27 protein-coding genes and 1 tRNA gene are annotated in these 26,726 nt (G+C 67.6%); 15 read left to right on the top strand and 13 right to left on the bottom strand.

Features of this window, described 5'->3' with window-relative positions:
• Nucleotides 1-60 precede the first annotated feature (60 nt).
• Nucleotides 61-513: a type II toxin-antitoxin system PemK/MazF family toxin gene (locus RCO28_RS24975; protein ID WP_308943507.1), complete on the bottom strand. Its 453-nt coding sequence runs from the start codon at nucleotides 511-513 to the stop codon at nucleotides 61-63.
• A gap of 199 nt (nucleotides 514-712) precedes the next feature.
• Here RCO28_RS24975 and RCO28_RS24970 point away from each other — a divergent pair, with 199 nt between their 5' ends.
• Entirely contained in the window at nucleotides 713-1,465 is a 753-nt protein-coding gene (locus tag RCO28_RS24970) for an MBL fold metallo-hydrolase (protein ID WP_308943506.1), read from the top strand.
• 18 nt (nucleotides 1,466-1,483) lie between these two features.
• Here RCO28_RS24970 and RCO28_RS24965 read toward each other — a convergent pair whose 3' ends face one another.
• The 3 genes from RCO28_RS24965 to RCO28_RS24955 all read right to left on the bottom strand — a co-directional run bounded on the left by RCO28_RS24965 (nucleotide 1,484) and on the right by RCO28_RS24955 (nucleotide 4,683).
• Nucleotides 1,484-1,705 (bottom strand): hypothetical protein, encoded by a 222-nt coding sequence (locus tag RCO28_RS24965; protein WP_308943505.1) that lies wholly within the window; start codon nucleotides 1,703-1,705, stop codon nucleotides 1,484-1,486.
• 191 nt (nucleotides 1,706-1,896) lie between these two features.
• Entirely contained in the window at nucleotides 1,897-3,111 is a 1,215-nt protein-coding gene (locus RCO28_RS24960) for a PTS transporter subunit EIIC (RefSeq protein WP_308943624.1), read from the bottom strand.
• Nucleotides 3,112-3,441: 330 nt separating this feature from the next.
• Nucleotides 3,442-4,683, bottom strand: coding sequence for a PTS transporter subunit EIIC (locus RCO28_RS24955; protein ID WP_308943504.1), 1,242 nt, complete (start codon nucleotides 4,681-4,683; stop codon nucleotides 3,442-3,444).
• 164 nt (nucleotides 4,684-4,847) lie between these two features.
• Between RCO28_RS24955 and RCO28_RS24950 the strand changes: the two genes are divergently transcribed.
• The 4 genes from RCO28_RS24950 to rdgB all read left to right on the top strand — a co-directional run bounded on the left by RCO28_RS24950 (nucleotide 4,848) and on the right by rdgB (nucleotide 7,216).
• Nucleotides 4,848-5,135: a PTS glucose/sucrose transporter subunit IIB gene (locus tag RCO28_RS24950; protein WP_308943623.1), complete on the top strand. Its 288-nt coding sequence runs from the start codon at nucleotides 4,848-4,850 to the stop codon at nucleotides 5,133-5,135.
• A 112-nt stretch (nucleotides 5,136-5,247) separates the two neighbouring features.
• On the top strand, nucleotides 5,248-6,000 hold the full coding sequence (gene rph / locus RCO28_RS24945; protein ID WP_308943503.1) for a ribonuclease PH: 753 nt from the start codon (nucleotides 5,248-5,250) through the stop codon (nucleotides 5,998-6,000).
• A gap of 89 nt (nucleotides 6,001-6,089) precedes the next feature.
• A complete protein-coding gene (locus RCO28_RS24940; protein ID WP_282537165.1) occupies nucleotides 6,090-6,485 on the top strand; it encodes a hypothetical protein in 396 nt (131 codons plus the stop codon).
• A gap of 128 nt (nucleotides 6,486-6,613) precedes the next feature.
• Nucleotides 6,614-7,216 carry an RdgB/HAM1 family non-canonical purine NTP pyrophosphatase gene (gene rdgB / locus RCO28_RS24935; RefSeq protein WP_308943502.1) on the top strand — a complete coding sequence of 201 codons (603 nt, stop codon included), beginning with the start codon at nucleotides 6,614-6,616 and terminating at the stop codon, nucleotides 7,214-7,216.
• Between the two features lie 48 nt (nucleotides 7,217-7,264).
• Here rdgB and RCO28_RS24930 read toward each other — a convergent pair.
• The 4 genes from RCO28_RS24930 to bcp all read right to left on the bottom strand — a co-directional run bounded on the left by RCO28_RS24930 (nucleotide 7,265) and on the right by bcp (nucleotide 9,285).
• Nucleotides 7,265-7,337, bottom strand: a tRNA-Leu gene (locus tag RCO28_RS24930).
• 13 nt (nucleotides 7,338-7,350) lie between these two features.
• Nucleotides 7,351-8,025: an HNH endonuclease signature motif containing protein gene (locus tag RCO28_RS24925; RefSeq protein WP_308943501.1), complete on the bottom strand. Its 675-nt coding sequence runs from the start codon at nucleotides 8,023-8,025 to the stop codon at nucleotides 7,351-7,353.
• Nucleotides 8,022-8,678: an HNH endonuclease signature motif containing protein gene (locus tag RCO28_RS24920; protein WP_308943500.1), complete on the bottom strand. Its 657-nt coding sequence runs from the start codon at nucleotides 8,676-8,678 to the stop codon at nucleotides 8,022-8,024. Before RCO28_RS24920 ends, RCO28_RS24925 begins: the two co-directional genes overlap by 4 nt.
• Nucleotides 8,679-8,817: 139 nt before the next feature.
• Entirely contained in the window at nucleotides 8,818-9,285 is a 468-nt protein-coding gene (gene bcp, locus RCO28_RS24915; RefSeq protein ID WP_308943499.1) for a thioredoxin-dependent thiol peroxidase, read from the bottom strand.
• A 162-nt stretch (nucleotides 9,286-9,447) separates the two neighbouring features.
• Between bcp and RCO28_RS24910 the strand changes: the two genes are divergently transcribed.
• Together RCO28_RS24910 and RCO28_RS24905 are read left to right on the top strand one after the other, a co-directional pair.
• Complete coding sequence (locus RCO28_RS24910; protein WP_308943498.1) at nucleotides 9,448-9,771, top strand: DUF3618 domain-containing protein; 324 nt, start codon at nucleotides 9,448-9,450, stop codon at nucleotides 9,769-9,771.
• A gap of 43 nt (nucleotides 9,772-9,814) precedes the next feature.
• Nucleotides 9,815-10,162, top strand: coding sequence for a co-chaperone GroES (locus RCO28_RS24905; protein WP_282537171.1), 348 nt, complete (start codon nucleotides 9,815-9,817; stop codon nucleotides 10,160-10,162).
• A 115-nt stretch (nucleotides 10,163-10,277) separates the two neighbouring features.
• On the opposite strand, the gene RCO28_RS24900 is transcribed toward RCO28_RS24905, so the two are convergent.
• A complete protein-coding gene (locus tag RCO28_RS24900; protein ID WP_308943497.1) occupies nucleotides 10,278-12,509 on the bottom strand; it encodes a transglycosylase domain-containing protein in 2,232 nt (743 codons plus the stop codon).
• Between the two features lie 203 nt (nucleotides 12,510-12,712).
• On the opposite strand from RCO28_RS24900, the gene RCO28_RS24895 reads away from it, so the two are divergent.
• Genes RCO28_RS24895 through RCO28_RS24880 form a run of 4 tightly spaced genes read left to right on the top strand, consistent with a single transcriptional unit; the run spans nucleotide 12,713 to nucleotide 16,052 of the window.
• Nucleotides 12,713-13,513 carry an ABC-2 family transporter protein gene (locus RCO28_RS24895; protein ID WP_308943496.1) on the top strand — a complete coding sequence of 267 codons (801 nt, stop codon included), beginning with the start codon at nucleotides 12,713-12,715 and terminating at the stop codon, nucleotides 13,511-13,513.
• Nucleotides 13,506-14,339: an ABC transporter permease gene (locus RCO28_RS24890; RefSeq protein WP_308943495.1), complete on the top strand. Its 834-nt coding sequence runs from the start codon at nucleotides 13,506-13,508 to the stop codon at nucleotides 14,337-14,339. Before RCO28_RS24895 ends, RCO28_RS24890 begins: the two co-directional genes overlap by 8 nt.
• 4 nt (nucleotides 14,340-14,343) lie before the next feature.
• Nucleotides 14,344-15,390, top strand: coding sequence for an ATP-binding cassette domain-containing protein (locus RCO28_RS24885; RefSeq protein ID WP_308943494.1), 1,047 nt, complete (start codon nucleotides 14,344-14,346; stop codon nucleotides 15,388-15,390).
• A gap of 5 nt (nucleotides 15,391-15,395) precedes the next feature.
• Complete coding sequence (locus tag RCO28_RS24880) at nucleotides 15,396-16,052, top strand: DUF1707 domain-containing protein (RefSeq protein ID WP_308943493.1); 657 nt, start codon at nucleotides 15,396-15,398, stop codon at nucleotides 16,050-16,052.
• A gap of 22 nt (nucleotides 16,053-16,074) precedes the next feature.
• Here RCO28_RS24880 and RCO28_RS24875 read toward each other — a convergent pair whose 3' ends face one another.
• Nucleotides 16,075-17,388, bottom strand: a complete 1,314-nt coding sequence (locus RCO28_RS24875) for an SGNH/GDSL hydrolase family protein (RefSeq protein WP_308943492.1) — start codon at nucleotides 17,386-17,388, stop codon at nucleotides 16,075-16,077.
• Nucleotides 17,389-17,873: 485 nt separating this feature from the next.
• Here RCO28_RS24875 and RCO28_RS24870 point away from each other — a divergent pair, with 485 nt between their 5' ends.
• The 3 genes from RCO28_RS24870 to RCO28_RS24860 all read left to right on the top strand — a co-directional run bounded on the left by RCO28_RS24870 (nucleotide 17,874) and on the right by RCO28_RS24860 (nucleotide 20,969).
• Nucleotides 17,874-19,085: a DUF445 domain-containing protein gene (locus RCO28_RS24870; RefSeq protein ID WP_308943622.1), complete on the top strand. Its 1,212-nt coding sequence runs from the start codon at nucleotides 17,874-17,876 to the stop codon at nucleotides 19,083-19,085.
• 89 nt (nucleotides 19,086-19,174) lie between these two features.
• Nucleotides 19,175-20,209: a GlxA family transcriptional regulator gene (locus RCO28_RS24865; RefSeq protein ID WP_374991241.1), complete on the top strand. Its 1,035-nt coding sequence runs from the start codon at nucleotides 19,175-19,177 to the stop codon at nucleotides 20,207-20,209.
• Nucleotides 20,210-20,414: 205 nt separating this feature from the next.
• The gene (locus tag RCO28_RS24860; protein ID WP_308943491.1) at nucleotides 20,415-20,969 is read left to right on the top strand and encodes an acetyl-CoA sensor PanZ family protein; all 555 of its coding nucleotides are present in this window, start codon (nucleotides 20,415-20,417) and stop codon (nucleotides 20,967-20,969) included.
• Here the strand turns inward: RCO28_RS24860 and RCO28_RS24855 are convergent.
• Nucleotides 20,966-22,036, bottom strand: a complete 1,071-nt coding sequence (locus RCO28_RS24855) for a hypothetical protein (RefSeq protein WP_308943490.1) — start codon at nucleotides 22,034-22,036, stop codon at nucleotides 20,966-20,968. The two genes, RCO28_RS24860 and RCO28_RS24855, sit on opposite strands and share 4 nt — an antisense overlap.
• Between RCO28_RS24855 and RCO28_RS24850 the strand changes: the two genes are divergently transcribed.
• The gene (locus RCO28_RS24850) at nucleotides 22,023-22,697 is read left to right on the top strand and encodes a hypothetical protein (protein WP_308943489.1); all 675 of its coding nucleotides are present in this window, start codon (nucleotides 22,023-22,025) and stop codon (nucleotides 22,695-22,697) included. The genes RCO28_RS24855 and RCO28_RS24850 overlap by 14 nt on opposite strands.
• A 118-nt stretch (nucleotides 22,698-22,815) precedes the next feature.
• Here RCO28_RS24850 and RCO28_RS24845 read toward each other — a convergent pair whose 3' ends face one another.
• Both RCO28_RS24845 and RCO28_RS24840 read right to left on the bottom strand, forming a co-directional pair.
• Nucleotides 22,816-25,980, bottom strand: a complete 3,165-nt coding sequence (locus tag RCO28_RS24845) for a DUF3427 domain-containing protein (protein WP_308943488.1) — start codon at nucleotides 25,978-25,980, stop codon at nucleotides 22,816-22,818.
• Between the two features lie 147 nt (nucleotides 25,981-26,127).
• Nucleotides 26,128-26,496 (bottom strand): hypothetical protein, encoded by a 369-nt coding sequence (locus RCO28_RS24840; protein WP_308943487.1) that lies wholly within the window; start codon nucleotides 26,494-26,496, stop codon nucleotides 26,128-26,130.
• Nucleotides 26,497-26,726 lie beyond the last annotated feature (230 nt).

Here is a 26,726-nt window from a genome sequence, read left to right as displayed (position 1 = left end):
TACGGGCCCGGGTTCCCCCGGGCCCGTACGCATGTCCGGGGGTCCGGGCGGTACGGGGACTCACTCGGCCAGATACCCGACCTGATCCCACAACGCCGGGTCCACGATCCCGACCCGGCGCCGGAAGTCCCACAGCGGGACCTCCCGCAACTCGTCCGTCTCCAGGAAGCTCGGCCGCCCGTGCGTATCGCCGACCGAACCAGGCGGCAGCGGGATCACTCCGGCCCGCTCGTCGTGGTACTTGCTGGTGATCTTCGCGACGACGGCCCGCTTCCCGCGCACCGAAAGCACCAGACAGGGCCGGTCCTTTCCACCGGGCCCGTCCTCGTACGGCACCATCGCCCACCAGATCTCCCGCGGCTGCGGCCGCCGCTTCGGCAGCACACGCGGCCCGGCCGGCGGACGCGCACGCCCCCCGGGCCTCGTACGGAAGCGCCCCAACCCGTCCGCGACCGCGACGACGAGGGCAACGGCCACGACAGCAGCGAGCGCGAGCCACCACGACGTGTCCATGCCCCGACCGTACCGGCGCCCCCCACTCCCTGCGACGCCCACCCTCACACCACCCGCCGCACGCCGCCCGATCCGGTGACAACGGTGGTGAGTTCCCCCACAACAGCCCGGCAGGGAGGAGTGACGCGAGCTTTTGCGCCTTACGCTCGACTGACCGCACAACCCCCGTCCTTCCCGCCAGCACGGAGGTTCCCGCTCCATGAAGCTCACCGTCGTCGGCTGCTCGGGCTCGTTTCCGTCCGCGGACTCGGCCTGCTCGAGCTACCTCGTCGAGGCCGACGGCTTCCGGCTGCTCCTCGACATGGGCAATGGCGCCCTGGGCGAGCTGCAGCGACACTGCGGTCTCTACGACCTCGACGCGATCTTCCTCAGCCATCTGCACGCCGACCACTGCATCGACATGTGCGGCTACTTCGTCGCCCGGTACTACCGGCACGAGGGCGGCCGCTGCGACGCGATCCCGGTCTACGGCCCCGAGGGCACGGAACAGCGGCTGACCACGGCGTACGCGGACACGCCGTCCGCCTCGTCGATGAGCGAGGTGTTCGACTTCCACACGCTGAAGCCGGCCACCTTCGAGATCGGCCCGTTCTCCGTGCGCACCGAGAAGGTCGCCCACCCCGTGGAGGCGTACGCGATCCGGATCGAGCACGGCGGGAAGACGCTCACGTACTCCGGTGACACCGGCGTCTGCGACGGCCTCGACGAACTCGCCGAGGGCGCCGACCTGTTCCTCTGCGAGGCCTCCTTCACACACGGCAAGGAGGACATCCCGGACCTGCACCTCAACGGCCGCGAGGCCGGCGAGACCGCACGCCGCGCGGGCGCCGGCCGGCTCGTCCTCACCCACATCCCGCCGTGGACCGACCCGCAGATCAACCTGACGGACGCCCGAGCGGTGTTCGACGGGCCGGTCGAACTGGCGACGGCGGGCGCGGTCTACGAGATCTAGCCCCGTACGTACGCAAGGTCAGGCGCGGAAGCCGCGGCCGCTCAGCGCCATCCGGTTCCAGGTGTGGCGGCGGCCGCGGATCGCCACCGAGTACGCGTAGAGCAGCTCCGGGTCGCACATGCCCGGGATGAACGAGTCACCGAAGTGATGGGCATCCACGCCCACCTCCTTTGCGTTCAGGGCGAGTTGGGGCACCACGTTCTGGTGCGCGCCCTCCTGGCTCGTACCGATCGCACCCATCACGACCGCGCCCGCCCTCTGCGCCGCCGCCCCCGCGTCGGCCGCCAGCTCCCGCGTGACACCGGGCAGGGTGCCCGGCGTGATGCATCTTGCCGCTCCACAAACGGCAAGGGCCCGGCCGTAGGTCGACTACGGCCGGGCCCTTCGTCCCGTTCAGCGTGGGCTGAGGTCCAGGGGGCGTCTCCCCAGGCCTACTTGGCCTCCGCCTTCTGCAGCTCGGCGAGCTCCTCGTCGGACTCGCGGCCCGGCGTCGGGAGGTTGAACTTCGTGATCGCGAAGCGGAAGACGAAGTAGTAGACGGCCGCGAAGCAGAGGCCGACCAGGGCCAGGCCCCACGGGTTGGACGCGATGCCCAGGTTGAGGAAGAAGTCGATCGCACCGGCCGAGAAGCCGAAGCCGTCCTTCATGCCGAGGGCCCAGGTCAGCGCCATCGAGACACCGGTGAGCACCGCGTGGATCGCGTACAGGACCGGCGCGATGAACATGAACGTGAACTCGATCGGCTCCGTGACACCGGTGACGAACGCGGTGAGCGCGAGCGAGAACATCATGCCGCCGACGACCTTGCGGCGCTCCGGCCGGGCGCAGTGCACGATCGCGAGGCAGGCCGCCGGGAGGGCGAACATCATGATCGGGAAGAAGCCGGTCATGAACTGTCCGGCGGTCGGGTCGCCCTGGAGGAAGCGGGCGATGTCGCCGTGCTTGCCCTCGAACTCGCCCGCCTGGAACCACGGGAAGGAGTTGAGCAGGTGGTGCATGCCGACCGGGATCAGCGCACGGTTGGCGACACCGAAGATGCCCGCGCCGACGGCGCCCGAACCGACCAGCCACTCACCGAAGTTGTGCAGACCGGCGCCGAGCACCGGCCAGATCAGGCCGAAGACGATGCCGAGGACCAGACCCGCGAACGACGACAGGATCGGGACGAGGCGGCGGCCGCCGAAGAAGCCGGCCCAGTCGGGCAGCTTCGTACGGTAGAAGCGCTGGTAGAGCAGGGCGACGACGATGCCCATGACGACACCGCCGAGCACTCCGGCGTTGACCGGGCCGTCGACGAGGACCGCCTTGCCGTTGTCGCCGATGGCCGCGACCTGCTTGGCGTTCTCGTCCGTGAAGGTGCCGAGCACCTTCGAGAAGACCAGGTAACCGGCGACGGCCGCGAGCGCCGTGGAGCCGTCCGACTTCTTGGCGAAGCCGATGGCGATGCCCACGGCGAACAGCATCGGCATGTTGTCGATCAGGGCGCCACCACCCGCCGCCATATAACCGGCGATCTTGGTGATGAAGTCCGGGAACGAGGCCCGGCCCAGCATGTCGTCCTGGCCGAGGCGGATCAGCAGCGCGCCGGCCGGCAGGACCGCGACCGGGAGCATGAGGCTGCGGCCGATCCGCTGGAGCACGGCCATCAGGCCCGCGCCCTTCTTCTTGTCGGCCGCAGGTGCGGCAGCCGTGGTCACAACTTCCTCCAGTGGGCATGGCGCCGCCAGAGGACAAGAGTGGGGACGGCGGCGTCGCTCAGGGGACGCGGCCACAGGCCGCGTGGTCTACACCAATAGAGGTGTAGACCTGTTGTAACACGGTGAGCGCGGGATAAGGAACCCGTCCCCGGCCCCACAGCGATAACGAACGGGCATACATGACGAAGGACCCGAATCGCCGCTCGCGATCCGGGCCCTTGGGGCTGAGCCGGGCCTGCCGTACGACCCGCACGGCCTGTACGACCCGTTACCGGCCCCTCACTTGAAGTTCTCCCGCTCCATCTCCGCGATCTCCTCGTCCGACTCGCGCCCCGGCGTCTTCAGGTCGAACTTCGTGATCACGAACCGGAACAGCACGTAATACACCACCGCGAAGCACAGGCCCACCGGGATGATCAGCGCCGGCTTCGTCGCGAGATTCCAGTTCAGTACGTAGTCGAACAACCCCGCCGAGAACGTGAACCCCTCACGGATCCCCAACGCCCACGTCACCGCCATCGACACACCCGTGAGCAGCGCGTGAATCGCGTACAGCGCCGGCGCGAGATACACGAACGAGAACTCGATCGGCTCCGTCACACCCGTCACGAACGACGTCAGAGCCAGCGACATCATCATCCCGAGCGTGGCCTTACGGCGCTCCGGGCGGGCACAGTGCGCCATCGCCAGACAGGCCGCCGGCAGCGCGAACATCATGATCGGGTAGAAGCCGGTGGTGAACATGCCGGCCTCCGGGTCACCCGCGAGGAACCGGAACACGTCACCGTGCACCTCCTCGCCGTCCGGCGACCTGTAACTCCCGAACTGGTACCAGGCGAACGTGTTCAACAGCATGTGCATACCGAACGGGATCAACGCCCGGTTGATCACACCGAAAATGCCCGAACCCCAAGCACCCCAACTCGACAACGTCTCCGCGAACGCGTTGAACGCATCACCGATCGGCTGCCAGCCGTACCCGAAGACCACCGCGAGCCCGACGCAGATGAACGACATCAGCACCGGAATGAACCGCCGCCCACTGAAGAAGCCCAGCCAGTCCGGCAGCCGCGTGCGGTGGTACTTCTCCCACACCTTCGCCGTGATCAGACCGACCACCACACCACCGAGCACCCCGGGATTCACCGCCTCCCCGGTCACATCGTCCTCGAACGCCTTGATCAGCACGTTGTTGAAGACCATGTACGCGACCACCGCCGCGAACGCCGTCGAACCGTCCGCCTTCTTCGCGAAACCGATCGCCACACCCACGCAGAACAGCAGCGCCATGTTGTCGAGGATGCCGCCGCCCGCACCCGCGAAGATCGCCGCCAGCTTGTCCCAGCCCAGACCGTCCTTGCCGAACACATCGTCCTGACCGAGCCGCAACAGCACACCCGCCGCAGGCAGCGCCGCCACCGGCAACTGCAGGCTGCGCCCCAGCTTCTGCAGGCCGCCCAGGACCACCTGCTTCCAGCTCTTGCTCGGCCTGGGCCTTGCCGCAGCGCTCTGAGAGCTCATGGAATCCCTCCCGGAACAAGGCACGTTTGGCGGTCGTTGGATACTGGTGTAGACCAGTGCGGAACAGCGACGCGCTGCCGAACACCCCAGCGGACACCGGTGATCGACATCATTCGGCACCCAATGGGTCATCGCTCGCGAAGGTGCGCCAAACGTGGGTTACGGTGCACACCGGACCACGGTGGGCCGAACAAGCCCGTCACAACAGGGAGAAGGACATGGCCACAAAGGCTGAGAAGATCGTCGCCGGCCTTGGCGGCATCGACAACATCGAAGAAGTCGAGGGCTGCATCACCCGCCTCCGCACCGAAGTCATCGACCCCGACAAGGTCGACGAAGCCGCCCTCAAGGCCGCCGGCGCCCACGGCGTCGTCAAGATGGGCACCGCGATCCAGGTCGTCATCGGCACCGACGCCGACCCCGTCGCCGCGGACATCGAAGACATGATGTGAGCCCACCCGGCACACCGCCCCGAAGGCCCCGCACCCGCCACCGACCAGGCGAGCACGGGGCCTTCACCCTGCCCGGCACAGCGCCCGCACCCTGCGGGATAGGCTCGGCCCCATGTCACGCTTCGACGGCCGCACGCCGCAACAGCTCCGCCCCGTCACCCTCGAACGCGGCTGGAGCAAGCACGCCGAAGGCTCCGTCCTCGTCTCCTTCGGCGACACCAAAGTCTTCTGCACCGCCTCCGTCACCGAAGGCGTACCCCGCTGGCGCAAAGGCAGCGGCGAAGGCTGGGTGACCGCCGAATACTCCATGCTCCCCCGCGCCACCAACACCCGCGGCGACCGCGAATCCGTACGCGGAAAGATCGGCGGCCGCACCCACGAGATCAGCCGCCTCATCGGCCGCAGCCTCCGCGCCGTCATCGACTACAAAGCCCTCGGCGAGAACACCATCGTCCTCGACTGCGACGTCCTCCAGGCCGACGGCGGCACCCGCACAGCCGCCATCACCGGCGCCTACGTCGCCCTCGCCGACGCCGTCACCTGGGCCCAGGGCAAGAAACTCATCAAGCCCAAGGCCACCCCCCTCACCGGCACCGTCGCTGCCGTCAGCGTCGGCATCGTCGACGGCATCCCCCTCCTCGACCTCGCCTACGAAGAAGACGTCAAGGCCGACACCGACATGAACGTCGTCTGCACCGGCGACGGCCGCTTCGTCGAAGTCCAGGGCACCGCCGAAGCCGAACCCTTCTCACGCGACGAACTCAACGCCCTCCTCGACCTCGCCGTCGCCGGCTGCGACGAACTCGCCGTACTCCAGCGCAAGGCCCTGGAGGCGACCATCACACCCGGCGCGGCAACCAACTGAGCCCCAACGCGCGTTCTTAGAGGTACGACACCAGCCCGGGCGGACAGCAACCGGCCGCACGCCCGAGCACAGCCTGGGAGGAACCGTTCATGGCTCCGCGCCGCCGACGTACCGCACGCATCGCCCTCGCCACCGCAGCAGTGGCCCTCGTGACGCCGCTCGCCATCGGCTGCAGCGCCGTCGACACGGCACTCGACTGCGTACGGACCGCCGACGCCATCGCGAACAGCGCCACCGATCTCCAGCAAGCCGTGGAGAGCGCCGCCGACAACCCGCTCGAAGCCGAGAAGGCCCTCGACAAGATCGACAAGAACCTCGGCGAGATCGGCGACAAGACCGACAACGCCGACGTCGGCAAGGCCGTCGACGACCTCAGCAAGTCCGTCGACGAAGTCCGCAAGTCCATCGAGAACGGCGACCCCCACCCCGACATCTCGGGAGTCACCGACGCCACCGGCGAACTCACCAAGGCCTGCAAGCCGTAACACATCTGATCGGCCTCGCGTACGGGCGGGCGGTGACGGGCACCTGGCGGGCCCGACACCGCCCGCCCGTTCTTCGCACGCCCCGTACCTGTTCTTCGCACGCCCCGTACGCGCCGATAATCGACGCCATGACACGCCTGATCCTCGCCACCCGCAACGCCGGAAAGATCACCGAACTCAAGGCCATCCTGGCCGACGCCGGACTCCCGCACGACCTCGTCGGCGCCGACGCCTACCCCGACATCCCCGACGTCAAGGAAACCGGCGTCACCTTCGCCGAGAACGCCCTCCTCAAGGCCCACGCCCTCGCCCGCGCCACCGGCCTCCCCGCCGTCGCCGACGACTCCGGCCTCTGTGTCGACGTACTCGGCGGCGCCCCCGGCATCTTCTCCGCCCGCTGGGCCGGCCGCCACGGCGACGACACCGCGAATCTGGACTTGCTTCTGGCTCAGCTGTCGGACATCGACGCCACCCACCGCGCGGCCCACTTCGCCTGCGCGGCGGCACTCGCCCTCCCGGACGGCACGGAACGCGTCGTAGAGGGACAGTTGCGCGGCACGCTCCGGTACGAGCCGGCCGGCTCGGGCGGCTTCGGGTACGACCCGATCCTCCAGCCGGAGGGGGAGAGCCGCACATGTGCGGAGCTTTCGGCTGCGGAGAAGAACGCGATCAGTCATCGGGGGGAGGCGTTTCGGGCGCTTGTGCCTGTGGTGCGGGAGTTGTTGGGGTGAGGGCATGTGATGGGGCCAGGCTCACTCGGTGAACCTGGCCCCTCGGGGTACGCCCGGTCGGATTCGAACCGACACACACATCCACCTAAAGGATGCCGCTCCCCAGTTGGCGTACGGGCGCATGCCCCCTCATGCTACCCGCTACTCGGGTTCTGCCTAGGCGGTTTCCTTCGACCTCCCCGGCACCACGTACTGGTGATCGCATGACAGTTGGGACACAGCAGTCGCAGGTTCTCCCGCCGGTCGTCACTCCAGTCACCGTTGATGTGGTCGACCTCCAGGGTCATGGGATCGCCGAGCCATTCCGGCCCGGTTCCGCACTCTGCGCACTCCTCCGGTATGCCGATCTCCTGGAGCGCGCGACGCAGCAGGCGGGTTTTCGTCCGACGCTGCCCATCGTGTTGGACCAGGATCTCGTCTGCGCTTCTGGTCGGCCCGGGCTTCCCGCGCTGGTGTGCCTGGCCGAGGAAATGCGAGGTGTCGAGGTTGTCCTCGGCGATCCACTCGCGGAAGCGGTCTCGTTGTCGTGTCCTGTAAGGAGCCATGCCCAGGGATCGGAGCGCGCTGGCTACGGAAGTTGCCTCATTCACCGCGCGTCGGAGGTCGTCGGCAGGTGGCTTGGCGGCCATGCCTGCCCGACGGGGCATGTGGGAGACGTCGATCCCGAACTGGTCAAAGCGACGGAAGAGGTAGCGGCTGAGGTTGTCGTACGGCTTGGTGCCGAGGTAGGCGATGACTTGGTTGATGTCGGAACACTGGGCGGCAGCCTCGGCCAGCCGTTCGCGGGTGTACTGCACACCTCGGCTCATGAGGCGCCGCCCCGGTTGCGGCCCTGCCCGCGACCCCGGTAACTGTCCGTCGTGGAATGGCAGTTGGGGCACAGCAGGCGCAGGTTCTCGATCCTGTTGTCGCGCCAGTTGCCGTCGATGTGGTCGACCTCAAGAGGGAGCGGGTGGCCTCGCCACACTGCTTCCACTCCGCAACGGGCACACCGCTCCGGGATGCCCAGGGCGGTCATCGCCCGTCGGAGACGGTCGCTTTGAATACGTCGTGCGCCTTCAGCGGGTTGCGCGATGAGCAACGCCTCCGGCGATCGAGGCCGTCGGGTCTCGCCGCGGCGCGACGGTACCTGGAAGTGCGAGGTGTCGATCCCGAACGCCTTGATCCTGCGGCTGATGTGCGTGTGGTGGCCGCCAACGACGTCCAGGCCGAGGTGCCGGAGTACTTCGCACATGTGCGTGGAAGCCGAGACCGCCGCCTCAAGGACTTCCCGCGTCCACTTCACCCCTTCCCGCTCGAAGTGGGACGTGTCGACGCCCAGCTTCTTCATGCGCTCCGCTATGTAGCGTCGCCTGGAGCTCCTCGGATCCACCCCCAACCGCTCCAACGCCTCCGACAGCGTCCGCGCCCCCTTCGCCGCCTCCTCCAGCCGTTCCTTCGTGTACGGACTGATTGACCTCATCGGTTCCCCTCCCGTATCGACCGCGTGTTCGCGATCTCGTACGGAGTAACGAACCGGTTATCGGACAGTTACGACCGAAATGCGGAACGGCCCGCACCACTTGTTCGGTGCGGGCCGTTCCGTAAGAGAGGGAGGGGGCTCAGATGTCCAGGTCGCGGATGATCTTCGCGACGTGGCCCGTCGCCTTCACGTTGTAGAAGGCGTGCTCGACCTTGCCCTCCTCGTCCACGACGACCGTGGAGCGGATGACTCCGGTGACGACCTTGCCGTACAGCTTCTTCTCGCCGAAGGCGCCGTACGCCTCCAGGACCTGCTTGTCCGGGTCGCCGACCAGCGTGACCTTGAGGTTCTCCTTCTCGCGGAACTTCGCGAGCTTCTCCGGCTTGTCGGGGGAGACGCCGATGACGTCGTAGCCGGCGGCCGTGAGGGCGTCGAGGTTGTCGGTGAAGTCGCAGGCCTGCTTGGTGCAGCCCGGGGTGAGGGCGGCCGGGTAGAAGTAGACGATGACCTTGCGGCCCTTGTGGTCCGCGAGCGAGATCTCGTTGCCGTCCGCGTCGGGCAGGGTGAAAGCGGGGGCGGGGTCGCCGGGCTGCAGGCGCTCGCTCATCTTCGGTCTCCTCGGGAGGTGTCGGTACGTCCGGGCGTACGGGAGAGCGTAATGGGGGGTGCTGTGCGGTGCGTTCGGCGTGGAGCTGACAGACTGTCCATCAGGAACGGAAAACGATCACAATGGCGATCTTGACGATCACGAAGACACGGAGGCAGCGCGGTGTCGGATGCTCAGGCCAGGACCCCCGCTGAGATCGAGGCGGACATCAAGCGGCGGCGCGCGCAGCTGGCCGAGACGCTCGACGAGATCGGTGTGCGGGTGCACCCGAAGACGGTCGTCGGGGACGCCAAGGCCCGCGTCGCGAGCACGGTGGACCAGACGCTCGGCCGTGCGTACGTCTCCGCCAATCGCGCGGTGAGTGATGTGAAGGCGCAGTTCGTGGACGCCGAGGGTGCGCCGCGTCTGGAGCGGGTCGTTCCGGTGGCGCTCGCGGTGGTGGGCGTGGTCGGTCTGATCGCCGTGGCCCGGCGTAAGCGGCGCTGACCCGGAGGGACCCGGTGGGCCCGGGTGCAGGTAGGTTCGGGGTGTGAGCGCCAACAGCCAGGAACACCACGACAAGCTGCCCATCCGGATGCTGCATGACCGCGTCCTCGTCAGGACCGATATCGCGGAGGGCGAGCGGCGCTCCACGGGCGGCATCGTCATTCCGGCGACCGCGGCCGTGGGCCGGCGGCTCGCGTGGGCCGAGGTGGTGGCCGTGGGGCAGAACGTCCGGACGGTGGAGCCCGGTGACCGTGTGCTGTACGACCCGGAGGACCGTGCCGAGGTCGAGGTGCGGGGTGTGGCGTACGTGCTGATGCGTGAGCGGGATCTGCATGCGGTGGCGGCGGACCGGTTCGAGGGGTCGGAGGATTCGACGGGGCTGTATCTGTAGCTCCGTCCTGTAGTTTCCCGGTACTCCTGTAGCTCCTGTAGTTCTTGTAGCTCCTGTTGTGTGGAGGAGGGCCCGGCGGTCGTGCACCGCCGGGCCCTCTGCCGTATCTGCTCCGTTAGCGGCCTGGTCTGGTCGTGCCGTTCCTCGGGGGTCGGCCGTCCTCGCCGCCCGGGGTGCCGCCGATGGCTCCGTCTCCCGGGGTGCCGCCGTCCGTCTGGCCCTGCGTCTCGCCCTCGATGGTGCCGGGGTCCTCGCCGCCGTCCGTGGGGGCGGGGTCGGTTTCCGGGGGTAGGGGCGGGGGGTACTCGGCGTCGGGTGCCAGGGTGAGGTCGAAGTCCTGTACCGGCTGGTCCTGCAGTGCATCGCGGGTGAACTGGGCCCAGATGCGGGCCGGGTAGGCGCCGCCGTTGATGCGTGCCTCGCCGAGTGCGCCGTAGAGCGGGGTCTGGCCGTAGGGCGGGTTCGGGTCCTGGCCGAGTACGGCGACGACGGTGGCGAGTTCGGGGGTGTAGCCGGCGAACCAGGCGGCCTTGTCCTCCTCGGCGGTGCCGGTCTTGCCCGCGGCGGGGCGGCCCGCGGCCAGGGCGGCGGTGCCGGTGCCGCCCTCGACGACGCTCTGCAGGATCGACGTGGTGGTGTCGGCGGCCTCGCGGCTGACGACCTGCCGCTTCTGCTCCTCGGGGAGTGCGATGCGTTCGCCGTCCTTGGTGATGCCTTCGACGAGGGTGTACGCGCCGTGCTCGCCGTGGTTCGCGAGGGTGGCGTAGGCCTGGGTCATGTCGAGGACGCTGGCCGTGGCGGGGCCGAGGGCGATGGACGGGGAGGCGGTGAGGTCGGGGGTGGTGGCGGGGATGCCGAGGTCGACGGCGGTCTGCTGGACCTTGTCGGCGCCGACGTCGACGGCCATCTGTGCGTAGACGGCGTTGACGGAGAGGTCGGTGGCGGCGCTGACGGTGATGTCGCCGTAGGAGCGCTGGTCCTCGTTCTCGGGGGCGTAGGTGGCGCCGGTCCAGCCTTCCACGGGGCGTTGGTTGGTGCCGTCGTAGACGGTGTTGGGGTTGATGGGGTGGCCGTCCTGGGTGGTGGAGCCGTGTTGGACGGCGGCGGTGAAGACGAACGGTTTGAAGGTGGAGCCGACCTGGTAGTCGCGGCGGGTGGCGTTGTTGACGTACTGCTTGGTGTAGTCGATGCCGCCGTACATGGCGACGACCTTGCCGGTGGTGGGGTCGATGGCGGCGCCGCCGGCGCGGACGTGGGCGTCGATCTTGCGGGCGTCCGGGTCGACCTGGGACATGAGCTGGTCCTCGACGGCCTGGACGAAGTCGTCCTGGCGGGGTTTCTGCAGGGTGGTGGTGATCCGGTAGCCGCCCTTGGCGAGGGTGTCGGTGTCGACGACGTCGTGTGCGGCGAGGTAGTCCTCGACGGCTTTGACGACGTAGCCGCGCTGGCCGGACATGCCGGAGGGGGCCTTGGCGGTGTCGGGGTCGGGGAAGTTCAGGGCTCTGCGGGCGGGTCGGGTGAGCCACTTCTCCTTGACCATGCCGTCGAGGACGTAGTTCCAGCGGCCGACGGCGCGGATTTTGTTCTCGGGGTGGGCGGAGACGTCGTACGCGTTGGGGGAGTTGAGGAGGGTGGCGAGGTACGCGCCTTCGGCGACGGTGAGTTGCTCGGCGTTCTTGCCGTAGTAGGTGTGGGCGGCGGCCTGGATGCCGTAGGCGTTGCGGCCGAAGTAGCTGGTGTTGAGGTAGCCGAGGAGGATGTCGTTCTTGCTGACCTGGCGGTCGAGTTTGATGGCGATGAAGAACTCTTTGGCCTTGCGGGTGAGGGTCTGTTCCTGGCCGAGGTAGTAGTTCTTGACGAACTGCTGGGTGATGGTGGAGCCGGACTGTTTGCCCTTGCCGGTGACGGTGTTCCAGGCGGCGCGGAGCATGGCTTGGGGGTCGACGGCGGACTCGGAGTAGAAGTCGCGGTCCTCGGCGGCGAGCACGGCGTGCTGTACGTGCTTGGGGACCTGGCTGAGCGGGATGTTCTCGCGGTTGACCTCGCCGTCGCGGGCCAGGGGTGAGCCGTCGGCGTAGAGGTAGACGTTGCTCTGCTTGGTGGCGGAGGCGTTGGCGGGCGGGATGTCGACGAGGAGGTAGCCGGCGACGAGGCCGCCGCCGATGAGGAGGCAGAGCAGCAGGAAGGTGCCGAGGATCATGCGCCAGGTGGGGAAGACCCGGCGCCAGCCGGAGGCTTTGCGTCTGGCCTTGCGGGCGGCCTTGCGCTGTTGCTTGAACTGCCTGCGGGTGAGCTTCTGCCTGCCGTCCTCGGCCGGCTGCTGAGGCTCGTCGGGCTCGTCGCTCATGTCTTCCGGAACTCCCGTTTCGCCTGGATATGTCCCCCGTACGACCTATTGGACACTGTTCCACCGCGATGGGGCGGGCTCGGGAGGGGCGCGCGCCTGTGACGGCACTGTGATCCGCCGCGCGGGTGAAAACCCGTGGCGGGGTTGTGCGTGCGGGGGCTAGGGTCGTGCGCTTTGGCCGGGGGCGCGGGTGAGGGGGTTCTGTGCGGTTGTACGTGGCGGTCGCGGCCGGGGGGTTCCGGCGCTATGCGACGTACCGGACGGCGACGGCGGCGGGTGTCTTCACCAATACCGTGTTCGGGCTGATCGTGGCCTACACCTATGTGGCCCTGTGGGACGAGCGGCCCGGCCTCGGGGGCTACGACCAGGCGGAGGCCGTGACGTATGTGTGGCTGGGGCAGGCGATGTTGGCGGCCTGTTCGCTGCTTGGGGGCGGTTTCGAGGACGAGTTGGTCGAGCGGATTCGCAGTGGCGACATCGCGGTCGACCTGTATCGGCCTGCCGATCTCCAACTGTGGTGGCTGGCCGGGGACTTGGGGCGGGCGGCGTTCCAGCTGCTGGGGCGGGGGGTGGTACCCGTGGCGGTCGGTGCGCTGGTTTTCGAGCTGGCGCTGCCCACAGCGGCCGGTACGTGGCTCGCCTTCGGCTGCAGTGTGCTGCTGGCGCTGGTGGTGAGCTTCGCGCTGCGCTACCTGGTGGCGCTCTCGGCGTTCTGGCTGCTCGACGGGGCGGGGGTGACGCAGATCGCCGCGCTCGCCGGGATGTTCTTCTCGGGCATGCTGCTGCCGCTCAACGTCTTCCCCGGCGCCCTCGGTGAGCTGGCCCGCGCCCTGCCCTGGTCGGCGCTGCTGCAGGTGCCCGCGGACGTCCTGCTCGGCAAGCGCACCGGGTACGGGCTCCTCGGCGCGTACGCGTTCCAGGCCGCCTGGGCCGTGGTGCTGCTCGGCGCCGGGCGGCTGCTTCAGCTCGTCGCGACGCGCAGGGTGGTGGTCCAGGGTGGCTGAACTCGTCCGGGAGCGGGGCCGGTTGCGGGACGGGGTGGTGGCGTACCGGCTGATCGTGGGGGCGTGGGTGCGGTCCACGATGGCCTACCGTGCCTCGTTCGTGCTGACGCTGTGCGCGAACTTCGCCGTGACGGCGTTCGACTTCGTGGCGATCCTGCTGATGTTCTCGCATGTCGACGCGCTGGGCGGGTTCACGCTCGGGGAGATCGCCTTCCTGTACGGCACGACGGGCACCGCGTTCGGTCTGGCGGAGCTGCTGCTCGGGCCCGTGCAGCGGCTGGGTTCCCGGGTGCGTGACGGCACGCTGGACACGCTTCTGGTGCGGCCCGCGCCGGTTCTCGCGCAGGTCGCCGCCGACCGTTTCGCGCTGCGCCGCCTCGGCCGGGTCACGCAGGGGCTGCTCGTCCTCGGTTACGGCCTTGCCGTGATGGACGTCGACTGGGATCCGGTGAAGGTGCTGCTCGTGCCGATGATGCTGGTGTGCGGGGCGGCCGTCTTCGGGGCGGTCCTTGTGGCGGGCGGGGCCTTCCAGTTCTTGGCGCAGGACGCGTCCGAGGTGTCCAACTCCTTTACGTACGGCGGCAATACGCTGCTGCAGTACCCGCCGACCGTGTTCGCGAAGGAGCTGGTGCGCGGGGTGACCTTCGTGCTGCCGCTCGCCTTCGTGAACTGGCTGCCCGCGCTCTACATCCTCGACCGGGAGAACCCGATCGGGCTGCCCTCCTGGCTGGCGTTCCTGCCGCCGTTCGTGGCCGTCGCCTGCTGCGCTCTCGCGGGGCTCGCGTGGCGTGCGGGACTTCGCTCGTATCGCAGTACAGGGAGCTGAACCGATGGAACCCACGGATCACACGGATCTCACGGATCACACGAACCTCACGGATCACACGGATCACTCGGACCTTACGGGCCTCGCGGATGACTTCATCGTGCTCGACGGCGTCGAGAAGGTCTTCGACGTACGCCGGAAGACCGGGTTTCTGCGGCGTGAGCGGCGCGAGGTGCGGGCCGTGGACGGGATCTCGTTCAGCGTGCCGCGTGGCGAGATGGTCGGCTACATCGGGCCCAACGGCGCGGGCAAGTCCACCACCATCAAGATGCTCACCGGCATCCTCACCCCCAGCGGCGGCCGGCTGCGGGTCGCGGGCATCGAACCGGCCCGTGAGCGCACCCGCCTGGCCCGGCGGATCGGCGTGGTGTTCGGGCAGCGCACCACGCTCTGGTGGGACCTGCCGCTGATCGACTCGTACCGACTGATGCACCGCATGTACCGCATCCCCGACGCCCGGTTCCGCGCCAACCTCGACCGCTGTGTCGAACTCCTCGATCTGGGCGCCCTGTTGGACGTTCCGGTACGGCAACTCTCCCTCGGGCAGCGGATGCGCGGCGATATCGCGGCGGCGCTGCTGCACGACCCGGACGTGCTCTACCTGGACGAGCCGACCATCGGCCTCGACGTGATCTCCAAGGCGAAGGTGCGCGGCTTCCTGCGCGATCTGAACGCCGAGTCGGGCACGACGGTGCTGCTCACGACGCACGACCTGCAGGACATCGAGCAGCTCTGCAAGCGCGTGATGGTCATCGACCACGGCCGTCTGATGTACGACGGGGCGCTGGCCGGGCTGCACGAGATCGGCGAGAGCGAGCGCACCCTCGTCGTCGACTTCGAGCGCGAGCTGCCCGAGGTGAGTGTCGCCGGTGCCCGCGTGGTGCGGGTGGAGGGGCCCCGGCAGTGGCTGGCGTTCCCGGCCTCGGCGTCGGCGGCGCCGCTGGTCACGGAGCTGGCGTCGGCGTACCCGGTGGTGGATCTGTCGGTCAGGGAGCCGGACATCGAAGCCGTCATTGCCCAGATGTACGCGGACCGCTCCGCGCTAGGCTGATTCGTATGACCGACGAGTTGCCGGAGCTGCGGGCTTCGGACACGGACCGGGAGCGGGTGGCCGAGCGGCTGAGGGAGGCCGTGGCGGAGGGCCGGCTCGACATGGAGGAGTTCCAGGAACGCCTGGACGCCACGTACAAGGCGCGTACGTACGGCGAGCTCGAACCCGTGACGCGCGATCTGCCCGACCCCGCCGGACCGGCCGCGGCGCCCGCGCAGGCCTCGGGGTCGGGCGCGTGGGCGGAGCGGATCGGCGGTGCGGGGACCTCGGCGGGCGGGGTCGCGATCATGTCGGGCTTCTCACGCAAGGGGATGTGGACCGTCCCGCGCCGTTTCAACTGCTTCGCGCTCTGCGGCGGCGGTGAAGTCGACCTGCGCGAGGCGAAGTTCGAGGCGCCGGAGGTCGTCGTCAACTGCGTCGCGATCATGGGCGGCGTCGATGTGATCGTGCCGCCGGGCGTCGAGGTCGTGGTGCGCGGCATCGGCGTCATGGGCGGCTTCGACGAGCGCCTCGGCGACGAACCGCCGGAGCCGGGTGCCCCACGCGTGATCGTCACGGGGTTCGCGTTCTGGGGCGGGGTGGGCGTGAAGCGGAAGATTTCCCGGGCGGAGAAGCGGCGCCTCAAGGAGGAGAAGGAGCGGCGCAAGGGGCTGGAGAAGTAGCCCGTCTGCCGGAAGCGGGAGGCTACAGCTCGGCCGGGACCGACCCCCGCAGCGACGCCAGGTTGAACGCGTACGCCATCTTCTTGAAGCCCTCGTCGCTCGGGTGCAGGTGATCCCCCGAGTCGTACGGCTCGCGCAGCCGCTCCGGGGCGTACGGGTCGCGGAGCGCGCGGTCGAAGTCCACGACCGCGTCGAACACCTTCCCGGACCGGATCTCCTCGTTGACCTGGCGGCGGACCTCGTCCAACTCCGGGGTGTAGCCCCGGTGTCCGCCGAACGGCATCAGCGTCGCCCCGATCACCCGCAGGCCGCGTGCGTGCGCCTGGCGGGTCAACTCCCTCAGGCCGTCGAGGATTTCCTCGGAGGAGGTCTGCTGCGGGTTGCGCAGGATGTCGTTGACGCCGAGGGCGATGACGACGGCCTTGACGCCCGTACGGGACAGCGCGTCGCGCTCGAAGCGGGAGAGGCCGCTCGGGTTGTCGGCGGGGCGGCCGAGGCCGTCGGAGAGGATGCGGTTGCCGCTGATGCCCTGGTTGAGGACGCTGTAGCGGGGCGCGCCCTGCTCGTCGCGCAGCCGGTCCGAAAGGACGTCCGTCCAGCGGGCGTTGGCGCCCATGGTGGAGCTCACACCGTCGGTCAGCGAGTCGCCGAGCACGACCACGGCACCCTCGGCCTCACGGCTGAGCACGTCGACGGCGGCGAGGTAGCGCCAGTACGGGCTCTGCTGGGTGTACGCGTCGCCGCGCAGGTCCGAGACCCGGTCGCCGTCGGCCACGTAACTGATCTGCCGGGCGTGCGGGTGGTACGTCACCGGGCCCGACGGGGTGGGCGAGAAGGTCGTCACGAGCAGGTCGGCGTCGTGCGGCACGCGCAGCCTGACCGGGTCGCTGACGACCTGGCCGCCCGGCTTGACGACCACCGAGTGGTTGCCGCCGAAGGACAGGCGGCGCAGGGTTCCGGCGGCCGCGCTGGGGTTGTTCGGCGCGGCCGCCAGGGCTATGGAGGCGTGCGTGATGGACAGCGGCGTACGCCCGTACAGGTTGGAGAGCGTGATGCGGGCGCTGCTGCCGCCGACGCTGGTGTGCACGACGTTGCGGATGGAGCGGCCCGCGAAGCCGGCCTCGGTGCGCGGCTCGGCGGCCGCGGGCGAGCTGGACCAGGTGCCGACCCAGGTGCCGGAGGAGGCGGGGGCGGCGGAGCCCTGCGGGTGGCGCGGCCCGGCGCGCAGGTCGTCGTCCCGGGCATCGCCGGACACGCCCACGTATATGGCCGCGGAGACCAGCACCACGACGGCCGCCAGCGCAGCCATTAGGGCATAACCGTTACGCCTGGTCACGCGGCCTTTTTCTCCTCGGGCAGGGGAGCCCGGGGCTCCAGTTCGACTATCCCATTTTGCGACATGGGCCGAGGGGGCGCGCACGGCACCCCCTCCGCTCCAACAAGACGCCGGGAACTCGCGGTTCGTTCCAGGAGTAGGTCACGTAGAGGCAACGTCGGGACAATGAGACCGGGGAACACGGGGACGGTCGGACGGTGGAGCGGATGGAACGCAAGAAAGCCGAAGAGGCGGAAGAATCGGGTGAACGAGTCATGAGGGAGCATTCCCCGGTGAACGGTCACTCATCCGGCACGCCCGGTTCCGCCACGTCTGGTTCGGGGACCGCTGGTTCCGGGGCTGCTGGTTCGGGGGCCGTTGGTTCGGGGGCTGCTGGTTCGGGGGCTGCTGGTTCCGGTGCTGCTGGTTCCGGGGCCCATGATTCCCGGGGTGGCGGTTTCACGTACAGCGCCGCCGACGAGGAGAAGTTCCGCGGCGTGCGCCGCATGAAGGTCACGGCGACCGGGCTTCTGCTCCTCGTCGCCCTCGTCTACGTCCTCGCCAAGTGGGCGCAGAGCTCCGGCGCGGGCGGCTGGACCGGGTACGTCGCGGCGGCCGCCGAGGCGGGTATGGTCGGCGCGCTCGCTGACTGGTTCGCCGTCACCGCGCTCTTCAAACGCCCGCTCGGCCTGCCCATCCCGCACACCGCGATCATCCCGAGCAAGAAGGACCAGCTCGGCGTCTCCCTCGGGGAGTTCGTCGGCGAGAACTTCCTCTCCGAGGACGTCGTACGGCGCCGGCTGCGCGGCGTCGGCCTCGGCTCCCGGCTCGGCGCCTGGCTCGCCGAACCCGAGCACGCCGACCGCGTCACCGCCGAGCTCTCCACCGCGCTCCGCGGCGCCCTCACCGTGCTGCGCGACTCCGACGTCCAGGCCGTCGTCGGCGAGGCCATCACCCGCCGCGCGGACGCCGTCGAGATCGCGCCCGGGCTCGGCAAGACCCTCGACAACGTCGTCGCGGACGGCGGCCACCACCGCGTCGTCGACCTGGTCTGCGTCCGCGCGCACGACTGGCTGGTCGCCCACGCCGACTCCGTGATGGACGCGGTCGAGGGCGGCGCCCCCGGTTGGACGCCGCGCTTCGTCGACCGCAAGGTGGGCGAGCGGGTCTACAAGGAACTGCTCCGCTTCGTCACCGAGATGCGGGACATGCCCGAGCACCCGGCCCGCGGCGCCATCGACCGCTTCCTCACCGACTTCGCCGCCGACCTGCAGTCCGACAGCGACACCCGGGCCCGCGTCGAACGCCTCAAGAGCGAGGTCCTCGGCCGCGGCGAGGTCCAGGACGTGATCGCCTCCGCCTGGTCCTCCGTACGCGCGATGATCGTCTCCGCCGCCGAGGACGAGCGCAGCGAGCTGCGCCTGCGGGTGCGCGCGGCCCTGCTCTCCCTCGGGCAGCGCCTGGCCACCGACCCGGAGCTGCAGCGCAAGGTGAACGCCTGGGTGGAGGACGCGGCGGTGTACGTGGTCACCACGTACCGCTCCGAGATCACCTCCCTGATCACCGAGACCGTCGCGGGCTGGGACGCCGAGCACACCTCGAAGAAGATCGAGGCCCACATCGGCCGTGACCTGCAGTTCATCCGCATCAACGGCACAGTCGTCGGCTCGCTCGCGGGCCTGGCGATCTATACGGTGTCGCGGGCGTTCGGGGCGTGAGGGTGTCTTCTTACGGTGGGCGGGTGGCTTCCGGTGGGCGGGTGCCTGCTGGCGGGCGGGTGCCTGCTGGCGGGCGGGTGCCGCATCGGGTGGCCGTTCTCGTCCGGCACGGCGTACTGCCGATGGAGCTCGGCCTCGTCCACCAGCTGTTCGGCTCGGCCCGCTCCGCGCACGGCGAGCCGCTGTACTCCGTGGTGACCTGCGCGCTCACCCCCGGCATGATCCGTACCGACGCCGACTTCCCGATCCGCGCGGACCACGGCCCGCAGGCGCTCGCCGAGGCCGACACGGTCCTGGTTCCCGCCTCCCACGAGGAGGACGAGTCGTACGTCGAGGGCCTGCCGCCCGCGCTGACCGCGGCCCTCGACCGGATCCCGCCCGGCTCCCGCATCGCCTCGATCTGCACCGGCGCCTTCGTCCTCGCCGCCCACGGCCTCCTCGACGGCCGCAGCGCCACCACCCACTGGCTGTCCACGGACCACTTCGCCCGTACGTACCCCGCGGTCCGGGTCGAGCCCGAGGTGCTCTACGTGGACGGCGGCCGGTACGGGGACGGCGGTGGCCGCGTCCTGACCTCGGCGGGCGAGGCCGCGGGCATCGACCTGTGCCTGCACATGATCCGCTGCGACTTCGGCGCGGCCGTCGCCGCCGACGTCGCCCGCCGCACGGTCGTCCCGCCGCACCGCGAGGGCGGCCAGGCCCAGTACATCCCGCGGCCGGTGGCGGAGCCCGGCGGGTCCTCCACCTCCGCGGCCCGCGCCTGGGCCCTGAACCGGCTCGAACAGCCCCTCACGCTACGGGAGTTGGCGGACCACGAGGCGATGAGCGTGCGTACGTTCAGCCGCCGCTTCCGCGAGGAGACGGGCCTGACCCCGATGCAGTGGCTGAGCAAGCAACGCCTCGCGCGGGCCCGGCAGTTCCTTGAGGAGACCGACCACACGGTGGACCGCGTGGCCGCGGAGTCGGGCTTCGGCACGGCGGCGTCCCTGCGCCAGCACTTCCAGACGGTGCTCGGGGTGTCGCCCCGGGCCTACCGGGTGACGTTTCGGGGGCCGGGGGGCGGGCCGAAGGCCGCAGGTCCTACTCCGACGGCGGCCTCCGGGGGCGACACGCCCGGAAAGTGAAGGCAGTCGCTTCCCGTCAGCGGAGGTTCGAGACTGTGTACGGCCGCCCGGGGTGAAGTGCTCGTCTCTACCCCATCTCCCGTTGATCCAGGGCCAGTTGAAGATCACGTACGGCGTTACCGTACCCACCCAAGCCACCCCGCACCATCACACACAGCGGATACGACTTAGATTGGGACACAGCGGAACCCGCCCCCGGAGAGTAGTGGGAGACACACAGGTGATCTGTTACGGAGCGACCGTCCTCGACCTCGCCGAAGACCTGGTGGACGCCTACGCCGAGGTGTTCTCCGCACCCCCGTGGAACGAGGATGAGGAAACCATTCAGCGGTTCCACTACCGCCTCCGCGGCGACACGGGGCGCCCCGGCTTCCGCGCGGTCCTCTCCCAGTCCCGCACCGGCATCGACGGCTTCGCGATCGCCTGGCTGACCCCGCGCTCGCTCCCGGACACCCCGACGTACGCGAAGATCGTCTCCCAACTGGGCGCGGCCCGGGTCGAGGAACTCCTCGTCGGCGCCCTGGAGTTGGACGAACTCGCCGTCCGCCGCCACGCCCGCCCCAAGGGCCTCGGCCGCACCCTCCTCTCCGAACTCACCGCGGATGCCCCATCGGGCCGCGCCTGGGTCCCGATGTCCCGCGCTGCGAAGAACGCGGTGGCGAGCTATCGGCGCCTGGGGTGGAGGGAGGTTCCGCCTCTTCCGGGGGCGGGGAACGGGGTGGTGGTGCTTCTTTCGCCTGGGCATCCGGCTGTGGCTTAGATGTGGAGGGGCGTGCCGGACTCTCGGTGCGGGCAATCGAAGCACGGCGTCAGGTGGCCATCAGGATTCGGCTGGCCATGCACGGCGGGCGCCTCGGTGAACCCGCCAGATCCGTTGCGATAGATGATCCCCACGTTGTGCTCAGCCAGAAGCCCCAGTGTGTCTTCATCCGGAAGCCCCGGGAGAAGGAGCATGCGCCGCAGCGGCTGTGTCGGCGTTGAGGGAAAATAGCGGCTGAAATCAAGCAGCTGCATGAGGGCTTCGCGAAGTACGTCGCGTGTGGTGCTGCCGGATGGTTCGTAGAGTGTGTTGTTGGTGCGATTGAGTATGCCGCTCACAAACGTGTCCGTCATGCCCTTGATGCGCACCTGAGCGAAACCGATGTCTTGGCCTTCCGTCATGAGCTTGGTCTCGAGCTCATCGCGCAACTCCTCGCGCTGGAGGGCCACATTAGTGGCAGGTGAGGGGGCTCTTCCGCTCTTCTGAATCTTGCGCCGAAGAACCTCAAGTGGCCTTGTGGCGTGGCCACGGACGAACTCGAACCTCGTCTGCTTCGCTGCCGGAATGAAGTCCGCTGACCCTCTGTAGAAATTTCCAATTGGGCGCAGCCGGAAGACAATAACCTTGCGTGGATTCTGGTCTGATCCGATACCTGGTCTTTCGTAGTAGGGGCGCTTGCTGTCGACCTTGAACTGTCCAACATAGCGATGGATTTTGGTATCGCTGTTGGGTAATTTTCCGACGGCGATGAAGAGGTGGATGGTCCGTTCCTGTTCGACGTGGTAAAGGATCGCCGCGTTGCCGCTGCCTGATCGGCCGTCGAAGGACTGGTCGCCCTGAGTACCTGCCCCTGTGTACTCAAAGATGGGGCCGAGCGAGTCCTGCTCCTGGAGCCAGCCGTCGTGGTATCCGTACTGGTCGCCGACGTTAGTGTCTGAGTACAAGGAGACGGTTGGTGTTGTGGCCGATGGGCAGATGCCGCCCTGTGAGCCGCCACCCAGCTCGGCGCGGATGCCCTCACGCGTGAGCTCGTCTCCCGGCTTGAACGTCGGTATGTCAGCGATCATGCCATCGAGGCTAATCAGGCAGCGTGGGCTGAACGGCCTGTTCAGCAGGCTGACTTGGAATCTTGGCGCAAAGAGATACGTGGTGGACGGGGAGAGTATGGATAGTTGGGTTACTTTGCTCGGGTCTGGGGTCAGTGCGGCCGTTGCGGGCGGAGTTCTGTCATTCTTGGGGGCAGCCCGGGGTGGCGCGAGGGCAGTTGAGGCAGCCAGGACTCAAGTCACGGGCAACGCGGCTGCGGAGCACTTTCAGTGGGTGAGAGGGCAGCGACAGCAGCACTACGCGAAGCTCGTCGAGGCGCACATCGCGTTGGAGTCTGCGCTGACCCGAGCCGCCCCTCTCATAAGGACAGGCGAGGATCTCTCCCTCGAGATGCGCGAAGAGATCGCTGAGCGCTTTCTGGCGGTGGAGGCAACGACGAGTCAACTCGCCCTGTGGGGGCCGACTGAAGTGATACAGCAGGCCCAGGTTCTAGCGGAACGGACCATACAAGCCGCTGAGTTGCTTATGGCGGCACAGGGTGCAGCCTCCCACCCTGCAGGTGACACCGTCGGCCGATGGCACGGATGGGTGCAAGCGAAGAGCGAAGTGTCGCTGCTGAAGTCTCAATTTCTTGACAGAGCAGGTGCGGTCATCCGGGATCCCAACCAGCCGGTGAATTGAAGCTGGTTTGGGTGCCACGGTCACGTGGTGCCACGGGTCACGGCGGCTTGCTGAGCCGCCGTGACCAACCACTTCCTACACCGGATGCGTCCCGACGGTTGATGTCGGAACTTGGTCCCTAGCTTGCTGCGATGGCGGAGTACAGCCAGACATCTGCCGGGATCTCGTGCTTCAACTCCCAAGTGATGGCCATCGGCTTGCTGCCCGTGTGCCCCGCATAGGTCGCAGGGCCGAGGAGCATCCACGGCTGCGGGCCGCCAATGTCTGTGCTCTTGTATCGACGGATAAAGAGCAGAACGTGGCTGCCGTTGGTAGCGTGATTCTGATAGCGCTGCCCAGTTGCTGAGGACTCGGACGTCTGATTCTGGGATTCCCAGTGGAACCGCTTCGTTGTTAGTGCATAGTCGTGGTAGCGAGTCTGCGGGGAGAAATCCTTCTCGTTCTTCTCTCTGGTGATCAAGAGTGCATCGGTATTGGCCGACTCGCACCACTTGACGCCCTCGCGGAAGTCGCCTGGCATAAAGCCGCCGACATAAGATTGACCAAGTGCCGGGAGAATCTCCTCACGGCTGTATGAAGCGTGCACGGTGAGTGGAACACCCCCGTGGTCACCGAGCAGTGGGACCGGAACGTGTTCGGTGTGAGCAAGGTTGTACTTGAGCACTTGTCGAAGTTCGCTGCGTACCGCGTGCTGATAACGCAGTGTCGCGAATCCGGCGTCATAGGACGTGAAGCCCTTACGCGTCACACCGCCGAGTGGCCAGAGTTGGAAGAAGAGCATCCGCGCGTATGCCTGACCTTGCTCATCAAGATCGGCGTAACAGGGGGCGTTGTCTTCGAGCAGTCGGGAGTACGCGGCAACACGAAGCGGATCGTCGACATGCAGGAAGGCAGGTACCCGCTTGAGGAGCGCGGCTTCTCCTTCCGGGGCGCCACCCTCGAGGAGGCCGGACCGACGCAGTAGGCCTGTCCAGGAGTTTCCGTTGCCGCGGTACAACTCCTTAAGTTCTCTCCCGCTTTCTTCCAGGTAGCGATCCAACTTCACCTCGCCGTATTCGGATACTTCGCGGGAGAGGGCGGTGACGTTAACCCCGATCTGAGCCTTGATATTCTCGATGATGGTGCGCTCGGCTTTCTCCTCGAGTAGAATTTGACAACCGGCCGGAAGCTGGGGGAAGCCCGCTTCGATGTGATCGACGAGACGCTTTCGAGTAAGGCTGGTCAGGGCTCGAAACTGATTCTCGAAACGGAACTCTTTACGGTGTTGCCCAATGAAATCAAGCACCGTTAGTACGGGCTTCGTTGGTGTTCGGCGTAGGCCGCGGCCGAGTTGCTGAAGAAACACGGTTGCACTGGACGTGGGGCGGAGCAATAGCAACGTGTCCACATCGGGGATATCCAAACCCTCGTTGAACAGGTCCACCGAGAAGATGACTTGCAGGTCGCCAGTCTTGAGGTCATCCAACGCTCGCCGACGCTGGTCTACTGGTGTCTCGCCAGACAGGGCGACAGCGTTGAGTCCGGCGGCTCGGAAATAATCCGCCATGAAGTGGGCATGTGCAACAGAGACGCAGAACCCGAGAGCTCGCATGGACCCCGGGATTGCGACCTTTTCCTCCACCTTCTTTACGATGAGTCGGGCGCGAGTGAGATTTCCTGTGAGTACGTTGCCGAGTTCCGCGTCGTCATATCGGCCACGTTTCCAAGTCACATTCCTCAGGTCGGTGTTGTCGCTGATTCCGAAATAGTGGAATGGGCTGAGCAAGTCGTTCTCGAGTGCTTCCCAGAGTCGCATTTCTGCCGCGATGTGACCATCGAAGAACTCGTCTTGAATGTTCTTACCGTCCGCGCGCTCAGGCGTGGCGGTGAGCCCGAGTAGCTCCGCAGGCTGGAAATGATCCATGATCTTTTGGTAGGTCGGCGCGGTGCCGTGGTGGAACTCATCAATTACGATCACATCGAAGTGATCAGGGGGCAATCGGTCCAGGGTGCGCGCATTGAGAGAATTCACGCTGGCAAACACATGATTCCAGCGTTCGGGGATTTCACCGCTGTGTAGCTGTTCGCCGAAGTTCCCATCGACCAGTACGTCTTGGTACGTGCGCAGCGACTGCTGGAGGATTTCCTTACGGTGAGCGATGAAGAGCAGTCGCAAATCGCGACCATGTTTCATTCGTAGTTGTTTGTAGTCGAGTGCCGCCATGACCGTCTTGCCTGTCCCCGTGGCAGCGACCATGAGATTGCGGTGCCGGTTATGGATCTCCCGCTCAACCTCAAGGCGTTCCAGCATGTCGCGCTGATGAGCGTAGGGACGCACTTCGAGGCCAGAAAGAGTGATCCTGCGTGTTGCGTCCGACCTCGTTGACGATCCGCCCGCGGTGCGTAGGGCCTCGTCGAGCCGATTGCTGTCGACATCGGGGTCATACGTCTCGAACGTCAGGTCATCCCAGTAGGCATCGAACGTGGCCTCAAACTTTCGCATGACGTCGGGCGTGGAAACGGAGGAGAGTCGCACGTTCCACTCAAGGCCATCAAGCAGCGCCGCATTGGAGAGATTCGAGCTTCCGACGTACGCAGTGTCGAAGCCGCTTTTACGCCGGAACAGCCAAGCCTTGGCGTGCAGTCGCGTCGATCGGGTCTCGTAGTTGACCTTCACCTTGGCACCGAACTCTCGTACAAGACGGTCGAGCGCGATCCGGTCCGTGGCGCCGATGTACGTGGTTGTGATCACTCGGATCGGAACTCCGCGGCTTTTCGCATCGCGGAGCGCAACTTCGAGTACACGGATGCCATACCACTTCACGAAGGCGCAAAGCAGGTCGACCCGGTCCGCAGTGGCCAGCTCCGCACGCAGTTCAGATCCCAGGCTCGGGTCGTCCGGGGCGTTGGTGATGAGCGCGGTCTCAGAAAGAGGTGTTGCCGGACGGATGGCGTATACCCCCGGGGCCTCCTGTTGGGCCAGGGCCAGCAACTGTCGGGGGCCGTCCGCGATGAGGCCGACCGCCGTATCCACATCGGGGTCCGGGGCGGCGACCGCCAGCGACTCCATGATCTTGTTTGACGCTTCCAGCCGCTTGTCATGAGGCAGTTGAAGAAGCCTCAGCCGGGCCGCTTCCGCGATGTGCCGGGCCAACACATGAGGTGATGACTCAGGGCTGACTTCCGCATCCACGGCCTTCCAACCGGCGGCTTCAAGCTGCTCTATCTCGTTCTGCAAGCTGTGGGTGACCAGCTTCTCGTAGACACCTGCGACCGGCTGAGTCGCGTCCCCCGTATCCACCACGTGTGCTCCCTCGTGCCAGGAATCGTCACGCCAAGTTCTAACAGGCGTCGCTGACAGGGTCGGAGGCAGTTGTGTTCCAGCCACGCCCATCGCCGGGCTGGAAATGGGCGTGGCGCGACAGAAGTTCGCCCTGGTGTGGGTGGCTACTCAGGCGGTTGGGGAGGGCGGTTCCGAGTCGCCTGCCTGGTCAGGTCCGTCACCAGGTGCGATGGGATCCAGGTCCTCGGGATCTTCGACTGCGGGGAGGCGTGCGCCTCGGCTCTCGGCGACTCGAAGCACGTCCCTCAGGGCCTCAGCCAACCGGCATGCAAGGAAGCGGAGTTCACCGTTCGGAAGATTCGGGTCGTCGAGCATATGAGTCGCGTGCCCGAGCAGATCCGATCCCATTCCGAGCTGCATAGCCTCGATGTTGTCCGCCACTCGCGACAGGTAGCCGGTTCCGTCCCCTACGAGGTAACACGGCCTCCCGTCGTCGTTGACCCACGGAAGCAGCCTGAGGGTTCCTGATGCGGTCATGATGCGCCCACCTCAACCCCGTGGATCAGGCGAGGCCCAAGGTCGATGCCGTGCACCGCGAACCAAAGAACTCGTCGCCGACTACGTTGAAGTTGCGCCTCCCGCCTTACCTCGTGGGCCACGTAGTAAGGCCGGACCAGCCCGATCGCCTCGCCTGACAGGGCTGGTACGGGAAGTGGAGGGCAGCAAGGCCCGATGGGCGTTGGGCCGTAGGGGAGTCCGTCATGCCT

Origin of the sequence: Streptomyces sp. LHD-70, assembly GCF_031157275.1 — a bacterium.
Taxonomy (GTDB): Bacteria; Actinomycetota; Actinomycetes; order Streptomycetales; family Streptomycetaceae; genus Streptomyces.
Note: the sequence above shows the minus strand (reverse complement) of the source record. Positions and strands in the feature narration are given on the sequence as shown.